17 protein-coding genes and 1 riboswitch are annotated in these 15439 nt (G+C 60.4%); of the genes, 8 read left to right on the forward strand and 9 right to left on the reverse strand.

Annotation, left to right across the window (positions count from 1 at the left end):
* The first annotated feature begins 39 nt into the window (after positions 1-39).
* Both LHAB_RS10450 and LHAB_RS10455 read left to right on the forward strand, forming a co-directional pair.
* A complete protein-coding gene (locus LHAB_RS10450; protein WP_090046047.1) occupies positions 40-336 on the forward strand; it encodes a type II toxin-antitoxin system RelE/ParE family toxin in 297 nt (98 codons plus the stop codon).
* Between the two features lie 3 nt (positions 337-339).
* Positions 340-630 carry an addiction module antidote protein gene (locus LHAB_RS10455; protein WP_090046050.1) on the forward strand — a complete coding sequence of 97 codons (291 nt, stop codon included), beginning with the start codon at positions 340-342 and terminating at the stop codon, positions 628-630.
* A gap of 149 nt (positions 631-779) precedes the next feature.
* On the opposite strand, the gene LHAB_RS10460 is transcribed toward LHAB_RS10455, so the two are convergent.
* From LHAB_RS10460 to LHAB_RS10490, 7 genes are all read right to left on the reverse strand, one after another.
* Positions 780-1262, reverse strand: coding sequence for a GNAT family N-acetyltransferase (locus tag LHAB_RS10460; RefSeq protein ID WP_090046053.1), 483 nt, complete (start codon positions 1260-1262; stop codon positions 780-782).
* A gap of 2 nt (positions 1263-1264) precedes the next feature.
* Entirely contained in the window at positions 1265-2572 is a 1308-nt protein-coding gene (locus tag LHAB_RS10465; RefSeq protein ID WP_228763409.1) for a D-amino acid dehydrogenase, read from the reverse strand.
* Between the two features lie 123 nt (positions 2573-2695).
* A riboswitch (glycine riboswitch) is annotated at positions 2696-2790 on the reverse strand.
* Between the two features lie 103 nt (positions 2791-2893).
* Entirely contained in the window at positions 2894-3265 is a 372-nt protein-coding gene (gene gcvH, locus LHAB_RS10470; protein WP_090046058.1) for a glycine cleavage system protein GcvH, read from the reverse strand.
* 66 nt (positions 3266-3331) lie between these two features.
* Positions 3332-4609 carry a TRAP transporter large permease gene (locus LHAB_RS10475; protein ID WP_090046060.1) on the reverse strand — a complete coding sequence of 426 codons (1278 nt, stop codon included), beginning with the start codon at positions 4607-4609 and terminating at the stop codon, positions 3332-3334.
* Positions 4606-5100 (reverse strand): TRAP transporter small permease, encoded by a 495-nt coding sequence (locus LHAB_RS10480; RefSeq protein ID WP_090046063.1) that lies wholly within the window; start codon positions 5098-5100, stop codon positions 4606-4608. The genes LHAB_RS10475 and LHAB_RS10480 overlap by 4 nt, the downstream gene beginning before the upstream one ends.
* 71 nt (positions 5101-5171) lie before the next feature.
* Positions 5172-6143, reverse strand: a complete 972-nt coding sequence (locus tag LHAB_RS10485) for a TRAP transporter substrate-binding protein (RefSeq protein WP_090046066.1) — start codon at positions 6141-6143, stop codon at positions 5172-5174.
* Positions 6144-6339: 196 nt separating this feature from the next.
* Positions 6340-8031, reverse strand: coding sequence for an electron transfer flavoprotein-ubiquinone oxidoreductase (locus tag LHAB_RS10490; RefSeq protein WP_090046068.1), 1692 nt, complete (start codon positions 8029-8031; stop codon positions 6340-6342).
* A 151-nt stretch (positions 8032-8182) separates the two neighbouring features.
* Here LHAB_RS10490 and LHAB_RS10495 point away from each other — a divergent pair, with 151 nt between their 5' ends.
* Both LHAB_RS10495 and LHAB_RS10500 read left to right on the forward strand, forming a co-directional pair.
* Positions 8183-8965, forward strand: coding sequence for an SDR family oxidoreductase (locus LHAB_RS10495; RefSeq protein ID WP_090046070.1), 783 nt, complete (start codon positions 8183-8185; stop codon positions 8963-8965).
* A gap of 12 nt (positions 8966-8977) precedes the next feature.
* Positions 8978-9400 carry an acyl-CoA thioesterase gene (locus tag LHAB_RS10500; protein ID WP_090046072.1) on the forward strand — a complete coding sequence of 141 codons (423 nt, stop codon included), beginning with the start codon at positions 8978-8980 and terminating at the stop codon, positions 9398-9400.
* Between the two features lie 44 nt (positions 9401-9444).
* Here LHAB_RS10500 and LHAB_RS10505 read toward each other — a convergent pair whose 3' ends face one another.
* Entirely contained in the window at positions 9445-10341 is an 897-nt protein-coding gene (locus tag LHAB_RS10505; RefSeq protein ID WP_090046074.1) for a metal-dependent hydrolase, read from the reverse strand.
* Between the two features lie 101 nt (positions 10342-10442).
* Here LHAB_RS10505 and LHAB_RS10510 point away from each other — a divergent pair, with 101 nt between their 5' ends.
* The gene (locus tag LHAB_RS10510) at positions 10443-11141 is read left to right on the forward strand and encodes a TetR/AcrR family transcriptional regulator (RefSeq protein ID WP_228763410.1); all 699 of its coding nucleotides are present in this window, start codon (positions 10443-10445) and stop codon (positions 11139-11141) included.
* Between the two features lie 23 nt (positions 11142-11164).
* Here the strand turns inward: LHAB_RS10510 and LHAB_RS10515 are convergent, their stop codons facing one another.
* On the reverse strand, positions 11165-11761 hold the full coding sequence (locus tag LHAB_RS10515) for a peroxidase-related enzyme (protein ID WP_090046079.1): 597 nt from the start codon (positions 11759-11761) through the stop codon (positions 11165-11167).
* A gap of 113 nt (positions 11762-11874) precedes the next feature.
* Here LHAB_RS10515 and LHAB_RS10520 point away from each other — a divergent pair, with 113 nt between their 5' ends.
* The 3 genes from LHAB_RS10520 (at position 11875) to LHAB_RS10530 (ending at position 15428) form a co-directional block, all read left to right on the forward strand.
* A complete protein-coding gene (locus LHAB_RS10520) occupies positions 11875-12297 on the forward strand; it encodes a carboxymuconolactone decarboxylase family protein (RefSeq protein WP_090046082.1) in 423 nt (140 codons plus the stop codon).
* 80 nt (positions 12298-12377) lie between these two features.
* Positions 12378-13049 (forward strand): nitroreductase, encoded by a 672-nt coding sequence (locus LHAB_RS10525; RefSeq protein ID WP_090046083.1) that lies wholly within the window; start codon positions 12378-12380, stop codon positions 13047-13049.
* Positions 13050-13109: 60 nt separating this feature from the next.
* Complete coding sequence (locus LHAB_RS10530) at positions 13110-15428, forward strand: acyl-CoA dehydrogenase family protein (protein ID WP_090046086.1); 2319 nt, start codon at positions 13110-13112, stop codon at positions 15426-15428.
* Positions 15429-15439: the final 11 nt, after the last annotated feature.

Raw genomic sequence — 15439 nt, forward strand, 5'->3', positions numbered from 1 at the left:
GGTTGACACAAATTGTATTCGATCGAATACAATCGAGCCATGTACCAGGTAGAGACGACCAAAGACTTTGATGCGTGGCTGGATGGACTCAAAGACAGTCTGACCCGCAAGCGCTTGGGTATGCGGCTTCGAAAGGCTCAATTGGGAAACTTGGGCGACGTGAAGCCTGTCGGCGAGGGTGTGTGGGAAATGCGCGAATTTTTCGGTCCAGGCTGGCGCATGTACTACATCCTGCAAGGTACTGTTTTGATCGTGATGCTGGGCGGTGGCGATAAGTCAAGCCAAGCCGACGACATCGCATCGTGTTTGCAGTTGGCCCGATTGTTCAAGGAATAAAGCATGAAACCCCAAACCCGTCCTTTCGACATCACCGAGATGCTGCAAGACGATGAAAGCATTGCCGAGTACCTGACTTTGGTGATGGAAGATGGCGATCCCGCTCTCTTGGCCGCCACATTGGGCGACATTGCCCGGGCGCGTGGCATGACGCAGATCGCAAAAGATGCTGGTATGGGTCGCGAGGCTTTGTACAAGGCACTTCGTCCGGATGCCAGCCCTCGCTTTGACACCGTCGCCCGGGTGTGCAAGGCCTTGGGCGTGAAGTTGGTGGCGCAAAAGCTGGTGGTCTGACGATCAAGTTGGCCTCCACCAGCCGAGCAGGGGGATTCGACAAAGAGCAAAGGCCCTGGTCCTTAGGATATTGATGGGGGGCCGGTGTTCGCGCTCACAGGAGATGGCGCTTGTTCACGGCGTCGCAACAGTCTGCGATGCCCCCTCTTTCAAAGCCACTTTTGCATGAAGCTCGCCTGGCCCGCTGCCGGGTCGAGCGCGTAGGGCTCAAAGCCAAAGCCGAGGTAACTCTTCAAGGCCCGCGAGTTGCCGGTCAGCACCTCCAGCGTGAGCTTGCAGCAGCCGCGCTTTTTGGCGTGTTGCTCGGCGGCGGCCAGCAAGGCTTGGCCCACACCAGCGCCCCGGTGGCCAGGCAGCACCGCGATGTCGTGGATGTTCATCAAGGGCCGGGCCTTGAAGGTCGAATAACCCTCGATGCAGTTGATCAGACCCACAGGCACATCACCCAGCCATGCGATGAAGCTGGCCGCGTCGGTGCGCGCGGCCAGGTCATCGCACAGGCGCGCTTTCACATCCTGCCCCAGGGCTTCGCCGCCACCCATCGGGTCTTGGGCGTAAGCGTCCAGCAGCATCACCAAGGCATTGCGGTGGACGGGGTTGCGGTAATCAACGGGCAGGATGTGAAGGGGCATGGTCAGGCGGTGGCAGGGGTCATGTAGGCGTGCACATTTTGCTGCATGCTGTGCATCACATGGCCTGCCAGTTGGTGCGCGGTGATGGCCGACAGTGTCCAGCCCAAATGACCATGGCCGGTGTTGTAGAACACATTGGCCTTTTTGCCCGCACCCACCCGCGGCAACATGTTGGGCATCATGGGGCGCAAACCAGCCCAAGGCTCCACCCGGCGGGTGTCCACGCCAGGAAAGCATGCATTGACCCAGTTGACCAAGGGCTTGATGCGGTCGGCGCGGATGTCCAGGTCGATGCCATTGAACTCGGCCGTGCCCGCGACGCGGAAACGGTCTGCGCCCAAACGGCTGGTGACCAGCTTGGTCTCGTCGTCGAGCAGGCTCACCTGCGGCGCGGCGGCCTGGCTGGCAGCATCGTTCAAGCCCACGGTGATCGAATAACCTTTGACGGGGTAAATGTTCAAGCGGTCGCCCAGTTGCGCGGCCAGGCCCCGGCCATGCACACCCGCGCAAATAACGATGCCGTCAAAACTCAAGGTGTCGGTTTGGCCGTGGTGTTGGACCTGCACTGTGGCGGTTTGGCCGTCGGAGGCCACGTTCAGCACCTGGTGTTCGGTGAGGATCTTCACGCCCAGGCGCTCACAGGCTTTGGCCAGGCCAAAGGTGAACTTGTGGATGTCGCCCGTGGAGTCGCTCTCGGTGAAGTAGCCACCGTAGTACTGGCCTTGCAAGGTCGGCTCGATGGCTTTCATCTCTTCGGGCGTCACGGCGCGGCGGGGCAGGCCGCCTTGGGCCAGCAGCTTGGAGACTTCGCCCGCGTGGTCAAAGCCTTTTTTGTCGCGGTAGATGTGCAAGATGCCCTCGCGCTTGTGGTCGAAGTCGATGCCTTCTGCTTGGGCCCAGGCAAAGTGGTGCGCGCGCGATTCAATGGCCAGTTGGGCCGTGGCGATGGTGTTGTCTTTGTACTTGGGAATGGCGGCCACAAACTCGGCCATCCAGCTGAGCTTGTGCCAAGTGGGCGCGGGGTTCATGAGCAAAGGGGCGTCGCTTTTGAGCATCCACTTGAGCCCCTTGAGGATCGTGGACGGATGCGTCCAGACCTCGGCGTTGCTGGCCGACAGCTGGCCGCCGTTGGCGTACGACGTTTCCATGCCGGGGTAGCGGTTTTTCTCGATCAGGGTGACCTGGATGCCTTGTTGGGCCAGGGCGTAGGCGGATGTGACGCCAGTGATGCCGCCGCCAATGATGACCATGTGCTTTTTCATGAAGCTTCTCTCTTTGATGCGTCTCAAACGGGTGGACGAACCGCACACCGGATGTGTGCAGAACGACCCCCTCTGTTTGAAACCTGAGAGATTCACCCGGCAGCCTGAAAGGCTGGGGGCTTGCTCCTGCGGTGTGCCGGGGGACGAATCCCGGCAGCTCTTCAGAGTGCTGTGTTCACCACGGTCCTTTTGCCTGAGAGTTTCCGGGGTGGTTGCTCCTTCGGCGTTGAGGACTTTCAGCCCCCAAGCTCTCCCACAGTGAACGTCGGATGGTGTCCGACTCGGGGCAATGGTTGCAAAACCGGCGTTGCCCCAACAGGCCAGATTCTAAGGCCTGATTTCAGGCCTGCCTAGAGATTTCGCCAAAAATCAGTCGGTCAACTTTTTGTAGCTGACCTCGTCGTGCAGGGCATCCAAGTCAGACGGCTGGCTCAGTTTGACCTTGAAAAACCAACCGGCGCCCAAAGGGTCGGAGTTGGCCAAAGACGGATCGGCACGCAGGGCTTCATTGACCTCGAGGATCTCGCCCCCGGCGGGCATGTGCACATCGGCAGCCGCCTTGACCGACTCGACCACGCCAGCCACTTCACGGGCGGCAAAGCGCTTGCCGATGTCGGGCAGATCGACAAAAACGATGTCACCCAAGGTGTCTTGGGCGTGCACCGTGATGCCCATGACAGCGGTGATGCCGTCATCGGTGAGCTGGAGCCAGGTGTGGTCTTCGGAGTATTGGATGGCCATGTCGATTTACAAAAAAAACCTGGCCCTCGAAGGGCCAGGCGGTATCAGAGACGATAAATTTTAGCCTTACTTGTTGAAAATCAGATCCCGCAAGGTCAAGGAGATGGCGGGCACATAACTGATCAGCATCAGACAGCCCAAGATGACCCCAATGAAGGGGATCAGGTCTTTGATGATCCTGTCGAGCGAAATTCTGGCCACCGTGCAGGCGGCAAACAGGTTCACTCCAAAGGGTGGTGTGATCATGCCCAAGGCCAGGTTGACGATCATCACCATGCCAAAGTGGATCGGGTCAATGCCAAAGTGCATCGCCACCGGCACCAGGATCGGGGCCAGCACGATGATGGCCGCGCTGGTCTCGATGAACATGCCGATGATGAACAAGGCTGCATTGATGCCCAACAAGAAATACATGGGCGATTGCAACACCTCTTGCAGCCAAGCGCCAATGGCCGCTGGCACACCGGCACGGGTGATCATGAATGCAAACAAGCCGGCGTTGGCGATGATGAACATGATCACCGCGCTCGAAATCACCGATTTGCGCAGGATGTTGTACATGTCCTTGAAGCCGATTTCACGGTAGATCACGGTGCCCACAATGAAGGAATAAAACACCGCCACAGCCGCGGCTTCGGTGGGGGTGAAGACGCCGCCATAGATGCCGCCCAACACGATGACGGGCATGAGCAAGGCCCAGCTGGCTTGCCAAGTGGCTTTGCCAAAGCTCAAGCGGCCATCACCGTCGTTTTTGCCCCAACCCTTGTATTTGGAATACAGCCAGACAAACAACATCAGCGCGCCGCCAATGAGCAGGCCAGGACCGACACCGGCGACAAACAATTCACCAATCGAAACTTCGGCGCTGACGCCAAACAAGATCATGGGAATGGATGGGGGGATGATCACACCCAGCTCGGCCGAGGTCGCTTGCAAAGCGGTGGCCCAAGGTTTGGGGTAACCGTGTTTGATCAGGGCTGGAATCAAGATCGCACCCACCGCGAAAGTTGTGGCGACCGACGAGCCTGAAACAGCCGCAAAAATCATGCAGGTCAGCACACAAGTCATGGGCAAGCCGCCTTGCACGCCTCCCACAATACTCTTGGCAAACTCCACCAAACGGCGAGAAATGCCGCCTGTTTCCATCAGGTTGCCGGCCAAAATAAAGAAGGGAATGGCAGCCAGCGGAAATTTGTTGATGGAATTGAACATTTCCTTGACGGAAATGAGCATGTTGGCGTCGGCGATCTGAATGCCAACAATCCCCGATAAACCAATGGAAACCGCCACCGATACCGTCAGTGCAAAGCACAACAGCATCGTGAAAAGCATGACTGAACTCATTGTGCGTTCTCCAATTCCATGCGCTGGGGGTCCAGCCAAAAACCGACGACGCCGATGATGCTGAAAACAGCGCCTACGGGCAGTGCCAAATAAGCCCAGAACATGGAGACGCCTTCCAAGCCAATCATGGACTGGACGCTGCCCCGGTTGGCATAGTCCCAGCCCCACCACAAAATCACGCCGCAAAGAACCAGGGCCGAGATGGCCACCACGGCATCCAAAATTCGCCGCATGCGATGGCCGCTCAAGCGGTAGAGCAAGTCCACGCTGACCATGGAGCCGGTGCGAAAAGCGGTGGGAATGCCGAGAAACACCATCCAGATCAGGCTAAAGCGGATCAACACCTCGGTCCATTCTGCCGGTGACTCGAGGATGAAACGGGTCACAATTTGGTGAATGGCAAACGCCGCAGCCAGGGCCATCATCGCGCAGGCCAGCATCATCGAGAGGGCGGTGGTCCGCGCCTCAAAGCGTAAAAATAATTGTTTCATGGAGCGTTTCTCGACCAAATTGAAAAACGCCCGCCAGCCAAAGCCGGTCGGGCGTCGTGCGCAAGCTCAGATTACTTGAAGTTGCGAATGCGGTCCAAGTTGGCTTTGCCGAACTGCTTTTCAAATTCGGCCATGGCCGGGCCCATGGTGGCCAAGAACTTGGACTTGTCCACGTTCTCGATGATGGTCATGCCCTTTTTACGCAACTCGGCCACACCGTTGGCATCGTCCTTGTCCACGCGGGCGCGGTTGACCTTGACGGCCTCTTTGGCCGAGTCGAGGAAGATCTGTTTGTCCGCGGCGCTGAGTTTGTCAAAAGAACCCTTGTTCATCAGGATCACCACGGGCGAATAAACGTGGCCTGTCAAAGTCAGGTGCTTTTGCACTTGGTCAAAGTTGGCCGCCATGATCACGGACAGGGGGTTTTCCTGGCCGTCCACAGTGCCTTGTTGCAAGGCGGTGAACACTTCAGGGAAAGCCATGGGGGTGGTCACAATGCCCAAGCTCTTGTAGGCCGCGACGTGCACGGGGTTTTCCATGGTGCGCATCTTGAGGCCTTTGAGGTCATCCGGTGCGTTCACTGGGCGCTTGCTGTTGGTCATGTGGCGCACGCCGTTTTCACCCCAAGCCAAAGCCTTGAAGCCTTTGGAGTCGAACTTGGTCAGCAACTCTTGGCCAATGGGGCCGTCCAGCACAGCGCGTGCGTGGGCTTTGTCACGGAACAAGAAGGGCACGTCCAAAATGCGCGACTCGGGCACAAAGTTGGGCACGGGGCCGGTCGATGTGGTGGCCAGTTCTTGGGTGCCCAGTTGGACCGATTCAATCGACTCGCGTTCGCCGCCCAAAGAGCCGGAATAGAAGTTCTGGATCTTGATGCGCCCGTTGGTGCGCTTTTCAACCTCTTTGGACAGGGTGTCGATGGCCTCGCCCTGGTGGGAGTTCTGGCCGACAGAGATGCTGTTGCGCATGGTGATTTGCGCAGAGGCTGTGGCCATGACACCTACGGCCAAACTCAGGCCCAACATCAGTTTGCTCAATTTCATTCGAAAGCTCCTCGTGGATCGGTGGACGACAACAAGTTGCGAATCAACTTGTCATACAAGTTTGATTATGGGGTGCCGGTAGGCCTGTTTGACTACGGGTTTTCGCGGGGGTGGTGATGCCTTGGTGACGCCCTGGGGTCTGTTCCGGTCACCCAAAAAGGCCCCATGTTGGGGCCTCTTCTAGGGGGCCTCAGGCTCACATGCCGGTGTAGTTGGGGCCGCCACCGCCTTCGGGTGTCACCCAGACGATGTTTTGTGTGGGGTCCTTGATGTCGCAGGTCTTGCAGTGCACGCAGTTTTGCGCGTTGATCTGCAGGCGGTCGGAGTTGTCTTCATTCTTGACATACTCATAAACCCCAGCCGGGCAATAGCGGCTTTCGGGGCCTGCGTACTTGGCCAGGTTGGTGCCCACGGGCACCGAGGCGTCCTTGAGCGTGAGGTGGGCTGGCTGGTTTTCTTCGTGGTTGGTGTTGCTGATGAACACGCTGCTCAAGCGGTCAAAGGTGAGCTTGCCATCGGGCTTGGGGTAGTCGATCTTGGGGCAATCGGCCGCAGGTTTCAAATAGGTGTGATCGACCTTGTCGCGGCGAAGGGTCCAGGGAATGTGACCACGCAGCACAAACTGCTCAAAGCCGTTCATGAGGGTGGCCACCGTCAGGCCCTTTTTGAACCAGGTCTTGAAGTTGCGGGACTTGTTCAGCTCGGTGTAGAGCCAGCTGGATTCAAACGCCTCAGGGTAGGCACTCAGCTCGTCGTGCTCACGACCGGCCACGATGGCGTCGTAAGCGGCTTCGGCGGCCAGCATGCCGGTCTTGATGGCGGCGTGGCTGCCCTTGATGCGGCTCACGTTCAGGTAACCGGCATCACAGCCCACCAGCGCGCCGCCCGGGAACACGGTTTTGGGCAAGCTCATCAGGCCGCCAGCGGTGATGGCGCGGGCGCCGTAGCCGATGCGCTTGGCGTTGACTTCGCCCTTGTCGTTGGTGAAGTACCACTTGATGTTGGCGTGGGTTTTCCAGCGCTGGAATTCTTCAAAGGGGCTGAGCCAGGGGTTGGCGTAGTCCAGGCCGACCACGTAGCCAATTGCCACCTTGTTGTCTTCCATGTGGTACATGAACGCACCGCCGTAGGTGTCGTTGTTCATGGGCCAGCCAGCGGTGTGCATGACAAAGCCGGGGGTGTGACGGGAGGGATCGATCTCCCAGACTTCCTTGATGCCGATGCCGTAGGTTTGCGGGTCGCAGCCTTCGTCCAGCTTGTATTGGGCGATCAGCTGCTTGCCCAGGTGGCCTCGCGCGCCTTCGGCGAACACGGTGTACTTGCCATGCAGCTCCATGCCCAGTTGGAAGTTCTCGGTCGGCTCGCCGTCCTTGCCTACCCCCAGGTTGCCGGTGGCCACGCCTTTGACGGAGCCGTCGTCGTTGTAGAGCACTTCTGCGGCGGTGAAGCCCGGGAAGATTTCCACGCCCAGGTTTTCGGCCTGCTGGCCCAGCCAACGGGTGAAATTGCTCAGGCTGATGATGTAGTTGCCATGGTTTTGCGCGCACTCGGGCAAAAAGATGCCGGGGGTGCGGGTGGCGCCGGACTCAGACAGAAAGCTCCAGGCGTCATCGGTGACGGGCTGGTTCAGCGGGGCGCCGCGTTCTTTCCAGTCGGGGAAGAGTTCGGTCAGGGCCTTGGGGTCCATGATCGCGCCGCTCAGGATGTGTGCACCAGGCTCGCCGCCTTTTTCCAGCACCACCACCGACACGTCGGTGCCTTTTTCAGCCGCCAGTTGTTTGAGGCGGATGGCCGTGGACAGGCCAGCCGGGCCCCCACCGACCACGACCACGTCGTAGGGCATGGATTCGCGTGGGCCATAAGTGCTCAGGATTTCTTCGGGGCTCATGAAGGTGTCTTCTTGGGAAATGGGTCAAAACAAATGCCTGAGCACAATGCTGTCGGGCGTGTGACTCATTTTATGCGGCTCTTTCCGGCTTGGCCTGCACAATGGCGTCAACAGTATTGCCCCGGGTGGGTCCATTCTTGAAGGAGTTCTGATGGCTTATGAAATTGATTTGTCCGGCCGCGTGGCCTTGGTCACAGGGGCCTCGGGTGGTTTAGGGGCCCAATTTGCCAAAACCTTGGCCGCAGCCGGTGCGGGCGTGGTGTTGGCCAGTCGCCGAATGGAAAAGCTCAAGGACTTGCGGGCCGAGATCGAAGCCGCAGGGGGCGATGCCAATGTGGTCGAGATGGACGTGACCGACCGCCACAGCATTGCGGCGGCGGTGGCGCACGCCGAAACCGAGATGGGCAGCATCGACATTTTGGTGAACAACTCCGGCGTGAGCACCACCCAGCGCATCCAGGATGTGACGGCAGAAGATTACGACTTCATCATGAACACCAATGTGCGTGGCGCGTTTTTTGTGGCGCAAGAGGTGGGCAAACGCATGCTGGCCCGGGCCAAGGGCGCGGCCCCGGGCAGTTTCACGGGTGGACGCATCATCAACATCGCCTCGATGGCGGGCCTGAAAGTGCTGCCGCAAATTGGCGTGTACTGCATGAGCAAGGCGGCGGTGATCCAAATGACCAAGGCCTTTGCCATCGAGTGGGGCAAGTTCGGCATCAACGTGAACGCGATTTGCCCGGGTTACATCGACACCGAGATCAACCACCACCATTGGCAAACCGAGCAGGGCCAAAAACTCGTCAGCATGCTGCCGCGCAAACGCGTGGGTCAGCCCCAGGACCTCGACGCCTTGCTGATGCTGCTGGCCAGCGACCAAAGCCACTTCATCAACGGTGCAGTGGTGTCGGCCGATGACGGTTTTGCGGTTTAACAGGACCAGGCCATGAAGCTGGAACTGCCTGAGCACAAAAAACAAGTTTTCGAGTTGGTGATCCCCATTCGGTGGGGCGACATGGACGCCATGGGCCACGTCAACAACACCGTGTATTTTCGTTACATGGAGACACTGCGCATCGATTGGTTTGCGGCGATCGGCTGCCCTGTCAATCCCCAAGGGCAGGGGCCAGTCATCGTCAACGCGTTTTGTAACTTCTACAAACAATTCGAGTTTCCGGGCGACATCCTGGCGAAGATGTTTGTGAGCGATCCGGGCCGCACCACGTTCGAGAGTTGGTGCACCTTGGAGCGCACCGACCAGCCTGGCGTGGTGTTTGCTGCCGGAGGCGCGACCACGATTTGGGTGGATTTCCCCAACCAAAAGGCCGTGACCCTGCCCGATTGGATGCGGGCCTTGGTCAGCGACTGAGCGCTGTTGCTGTTGTGCAGGTGCGCACCCCGTGCGCGAAAGCCTCAGGTGGCCGATGTCGCGGTGCCACCCACCGCACGCCACTGGTCGGCATGGCTTTGCAGCCAATCTTGTGACAGCGTAGCGCTGCCCACTTGCATGGGGTGAAAGTCTTGGCGGGTGTAGGCCCAGATGGGCTTGGCCACACGCCAAACCATGCCGTGGCGACCGAACAAAAACTTGCCCGCTGACCACCAGGTGGCGGGCTTGAACAGCGTCTTGTCGTGCCAGAGGTTGTTGATTGTTTGGCGGAACACGTCGGTGCTGAACTGGATCGTCACATACCAGAACCAACGCATGCGCCAGGCGTGGTTGCCTCCCAAGCGTTGGTACAGGTCAAAGGCCACGCATTTGTGTTCGGACTCTTCGGCCGCGTGCCAGCGCCACAGGGTTTTCAGGGGTTCTTCGGCGTTGGCAAACCAGTCGCCAGGCTGGTCCATTCGGTCCAAGGTCAGATCGCCAAAGATGGAGGTGTAGTGCTCAAAGGCGGCGGTGATCGCCAACTCGTGCAGGTAGCCTTTGTCACTTTTGCTGAAAAATTCTTCGCGGCCTTTTTTCAGACGTTGCTCGGCGCGGGGGCCCCAGTGGTTCACAAAACCCTGCTTTTCCAAGTGCGCGTTGTACAAAGCGTGCAGGTGGCGGTGGGTGGCTTCCTGGCCCACAAAGCCCTTGGCAATGTGCTGGAGTTCCTGGTTTTCGGGGGTGTTGGGCAGCTGCCTGGCGCCCGCCTTGACGGCATCGATGAACGACTGCTCACCGACCGGAAAGCTCATGGACAAGGCGTTGGCATAGGCCGTCAAAAATGCGTCTCCCCCGTTCCAGTGGCGCGAGAAACCTTGGCTCAAATCCACGCTCAGACGGCGCACGGTCAACTCGGTTGGGGCGGCGGGGTGGTTGTTCATGGTGGGTCTCGTGTGCAAACAGGTCAGAATGTGAGCATTGTTCAGGTTTTGCAAAGACCTTGCAACTCGCTATCTGCTCAGATTTACACCGAGGCCCCGTCATGCCCGCTGCCAAACCCGTTGCAAAGTCCGTAACCAAGCCACAGGCCAAGCTCCAAGCCGATCTCAGTCTGCGTCGCCAGCCATCGCAGGCCCGGGCGCAGCAGACCATGCAGACCCTGTTCAAGGCCGCTGCTCAGATTCTGGACAAGGAAGGCGAGGGCGGGTTGACCACCAACAAGGTGGCTGCGGCTGCCGGGTTTTCGATTGGCACGCTGTACCAGTACTTTCCGAGCAAAGAAGTGCTGGTGCGGGCCATGGCCGCTCGGGGGCAAGAGATGGTGCTGCAAGAGCTGGGCCGCTACCTGAGCGAGCTGGAAACCCTGCCCAATGTGCGCGAGCGCGATGGGCGCGCGCTGCTGGACCAGGCCATTCGCATTTTGGTGCGCGGCTTTGCCACGGGCAAGGGCCTGAGCCAAAGCCTGATTCACCTGTGCTGGACACTGGAAAAGCCCGATGAAACCGCGAGCGCTGTGCGCCAGGTGGCGGACCGCCTGGCCATCTTTTTTGAGCGCATCGGTCACCCCGCGCTGCAAACGCCCAGCCCTGCACAACTGTTCGTGCTGACCCGCTCGGTCATTGGCACGCTGCGCAGCGCCAGCCTCGAAAAGTCACCTTTGCTGGGCAGCCCCGCGTTTGAGGAGGCCCTGGTGCAGATGGCCTGGGCCTTGCTGGCCCGCGCCAAGATGGACGCCCGTTAAAGGCGCAGGCGACTGGTGGCCGTTCAAGCCGCTGGTTTGGCCTTGGGCGCACGGCCCATCAGATAAAACTCGGGATTGGGCATCATGCCGCTGAAGCTGGCCATGCGGTTACTCAGGCCAAAGAACGCGGTGATGGCCGCGATGTCCCAGATGTCTTCGTCGTTGAAGCCGTGGGCATGCAAGGCAGCAAAATCGGCGTCTTCCACTTCATGGGATTGGTTGCAGACCTTGAGGGCGAAGTCCAGCATGGCGCGTTGGCGTGGGCTGATGTCTGCCTTGCGGTGATTGATGGCGACTTGGTCGGCCACCAAGGGTTTTTTTTCGTAAATGCGCAAGATGGCACCATGCGCCACCACGCAATACAGGCAGTGGTTGGCCGCGCTGGTGGTGGTCACGATCATCTCGCGCTCACCCTTGGTGAGGCCGCTCTCACGCCCGACCGACTCGGGCACCATCAGGGCGTCGTGGTAAGCAAAGAACGCGCGCCACTCGGCCGGGCGACGGGCAAAGGCCAGAAACACATTGGGTACAAAACCGGCTTTTTCCTGGACTTCGAGTACCTTGGCTTTGATGTCTTCAGGCAAGTCATGGATTTCGGGGGCGGGGTAACGGTCGCTCATAAAGGTCCTTGGTTCTGTCAGGCCCGCGAAGGCGGGTCGCCTGTTGGATGGGCTTCGGTTGTCCGGGGCAGCCACACGACAGATTATGCTGACGAACTTTTCAGGAGCCTGTCATGCCTTCAACACCCCTTTCCCCGATCGAGCAAGCCCGTCAAGCCCGCCCCGATGATGCGGCCTTTCAGTCGGGTCTGAGCACCCGCGCTCAGGTCATGGGCCCCGAGTATGTGGACCGCGCCTTCGGCAACGCCACCGACTACACCCTGCCCATGCAGGAATTCATCACGCGCAACGCCTGGGGCAACGTCTGGCAGCGGCCAGGCCTGGACCTGAAGACGCGCAGCCTCATCACCGTGGCCATGCTCGCAGCCCAGGGCAAGCAGCATGAACTCAAAGCCCATGTGCGCGGCGCACTCAACAACGGCGCCACCCCAGATGAGTTGCGCGAGGTGATGCTGCACGCCACCGTTTACTGCGGCTTTCCCACTGCCATCGATGCGTTTCGCACTGTCACCGAAGTGGTGGAGTCCCAGGCCTGAGTGCGCCCGAGTAACGCATGCAACAGGCCCGCGTTGACGGGTGCGCGCTTTTCACCGATTCTTGGCCGAGGAGACAAGCCATGGAATTTTCAGAACTCATCAAGGCCCGCAAAAGCGTTCGCGGTTACTTGACCAAACCCGTGCCCAGGCAGGTGATCGAAGAGATCATCGAGGTGGCCAAGTGGTCGCCCTCGTCCATGAACACGCAGCCTTGGCACGTGCATGTGGTCACGGGCGAGCCCTTGGAGCGCATTCGCCGCGGCAACACCGACAACATGGTCCAAGGCGTGCCGCCCAAGCGCGACTTCCCGATGAAGGAGTCCTACGAGGGCATCCACCGCAAACGGCAGGTGGACATTGCCATTCAGTTGTTTGACGCCATGGGCATTGCCCGAGACGACAAAGAGCGGCGCACCGACTGGGTCATGCGGGGTTTTCGGCAATTCGACGCCCCGGTCTCGCTGGTGCTGACCTACGACAAATACCTGGAGCCCGCCGCCATCAGCCAGTTCGACCTGGGCGCTTTGTCGCATGCCATTGTCTTGGCCGCGTGGGAGCGGGGTCTGGGCACGGTGATCAACGGGCAGGGGATCATGCAGTCTGCCGTGGTGCGCGAGCATGCGGGCATTCCGGACGATCAAAACATCATGATCTGCATCGCCCTGGGTTACCCGGACGACTCTTTTGTGGCCAACACCGTCAAATCGGTGCGCGAAGACGCCGCCAACTTTGTGCGTTACGTCGGCTTTTGATCCACTCGTTTTTTGGGGGTGCCCGCTTGACCGGGTGGCTCTCATCCGGAGCAAACAACCATGACTTTGAACAATGAAGAGCTGGCTTTTCGTGACGAGGTGCGGGCCTTTTTGGCGGCCGAGTTGACCGACGAAATTCGTCTGGGCGGACACCGCACCTCGGGCATTTTTTCAGACTACGAGGTCGGCATCCCTTGGCAGCGGGTTTTGGCCAAGCGCGGCTGGGGGGCGCCCCACTGGCCGGTGGCGTGGGGTGGCTGCGGCTGGACGCCCAAGCAACACGACATTTTTGCCAGCGAGATGGCCGCGGCCGACGCCCCCAAAGTCTCCCCCCTGGGGCTGGTGATGGCCGCGCCCGTGCTGGTGGCGTTTGGCACGCAGGCCCAAAAAGAGCGTTGGCTCGCGGACATCCGCAACGGCGTCAGCTACTGGTGCCAGGGCTACAGCGAGCCCGGGTCGGGTTCCGACTTGGCATCGCTGCAATGCCGTGCCCGCCGAGAAGGGAACGAATGGGTGATCAACGGCTCCAAAATCTGGACCACCCACGCCCACCGCGCCACGCACATGTTCTGCTTGGTGCGCACCGACAACAGCGGCAAGCCCCAGCAAGGCATCAGCTTTTTGATGTTCGAGCTGAACAACCCGGGCATCCAGATTCGCCCAATCATCAGCATCTCGGGCGACCACGAATTCAACCAGGTCTTTTTTGACGAGGCCCGCGTGCCGGCCGATGCCCTGATTGGCGAAGAAAATCAGGGCTGGACCATTGCCAAATTTTTGCTGGAGCACGAGCGAGGCGGCTCGTCTGCGCCGTTCTTGCGGGGGCGGCTGGCCCGCCTGCGCGAGTCCTTGCAAGAAGCCTTTGCGCCAGGCACAGCGGACTCCGAGCACGAAGACATCGCTCTGAGTTTGGCCAACGCGCAGTGCCGCATCGACGCTTTGCACGCCTGGGAGCAACAAGTGCTGACCGCCCGCATTGGCGGCGGCACACAGCCTGCCTGGATGCCTGCGGCACCCTCGATGGGCAAGGTGCTGGCGACCGAGCTCAAGCAGCACCTGACCGAGCTGGGCCTGGACATCGCAGGCCCCTACGGCGCCAGCAGCCTGACCATCGAGGAGGCCTGTGCCCACACGCTGGCGGTGCCTGAGGAGTCGGTTTTTGCCACGCGGGCCTATTTGAATGACCGTGCTGCGTCGATTTATGGTGGCACCAATGAAGTCCAGCGCAACCTGATTGCCCGCCACGTTCTGGGGGCCGAGGTGGTGGAGCCTCTGCTGCCGCTGGACGAGACACAGGCCATGCTGCTGGCCAGTCTGCAAGGCTGGCTGCAAGACAAATGTCCGTTTGACAAGCGGACGCTAATGATTGCCACGCCAGAGGCGATCGGGCCGCTGTGGCAAGGTTTGGCGCACGAGCTGGGCCTCTTGGGCGCGGCGCTCCCTGAACACCTGGGGGGCATGGGCGGTGGTTTGCCCGAGCAAATGCTGATCTGCCAGGCCCTGGGCGCGGCTTTGGTGGGCGAGCTTTACAGCACTTCTGCCGTGCTGGGTGCCAACTTGCTGCAGGCGCTGGGCGACCCGGCGGCTGACGTTTTGCTGCAAGGCCTGGCCGTCGGCCAAGTGCGCTTGGCCGTGGCGGCCTTGGAGCCTGCAGGGCGCACGGACCTCAGCCGGGTGCAGACCCGCTTGCACCACACGAACGGCCAGCTGGACATCAGCGGGCGCAAAGCCTTGGTGCGCGGCGCACCCGGGGCCACACACTGGCTGGTGAGTGCAAGAGATGACGCAGGCCAGTTGCGTATCTGCTTGGTCGACCCTGCAGCCAGCGGCGTGCAGCGGCGCGATGTGCGCCTGATCGACGGTGCCTGGGCCGCCGAGCTGGCATTTGACCAAGCGCCCGTGCAAGCCCTCATCGGCCAAGGCGACGCAATCGCTGCACTCACGCAAGCGTGGGACACCGCGACGCTGGCCGCAGGCGCCGAGGCCGTGGGCGTGATGCAGGCCCTGATGCGCGACACGCTGAACTACACCAACCAGCGCAAACAATTCGGGCAGCCCTTGGCGGCATTTCAGGCCCTGCAACACCGCATGGCCGACATGTACCTCGCGCTGGTGCAAGCCGCTGCCGCCGTGGGCGCTTGCGCCGATGTGGCCAGCGACAGCCCGGAACGCCGCGCTGAGCGCGTGTCATCGGCCCATGTGACGGTGCTGGGCGCGGCAAGGCTGGTGGGGCAGGGCGCGGTGCAGTTGCATGGCGGCATGGGCATGACCGACGAGCTGGCCGTGGGCCATGGCTTCAAACGGCTCACCGTGATCGAGCAGCAGTTTGGCGGGGTGACGCAGCATTTGCGGCGGGTGGCGAGTTTGCCCAGAGGCTGAGTCTCTTCAGG

This window comes from Limnohabitans sp. 2KL-27 (assembly GCF_001269345.1).
GTDB lineage: Bacteria > Pseudomonadota > Gammaproteobacteria > Burkholderiales > Burkholderiaceae_C > Limnohabitans_A.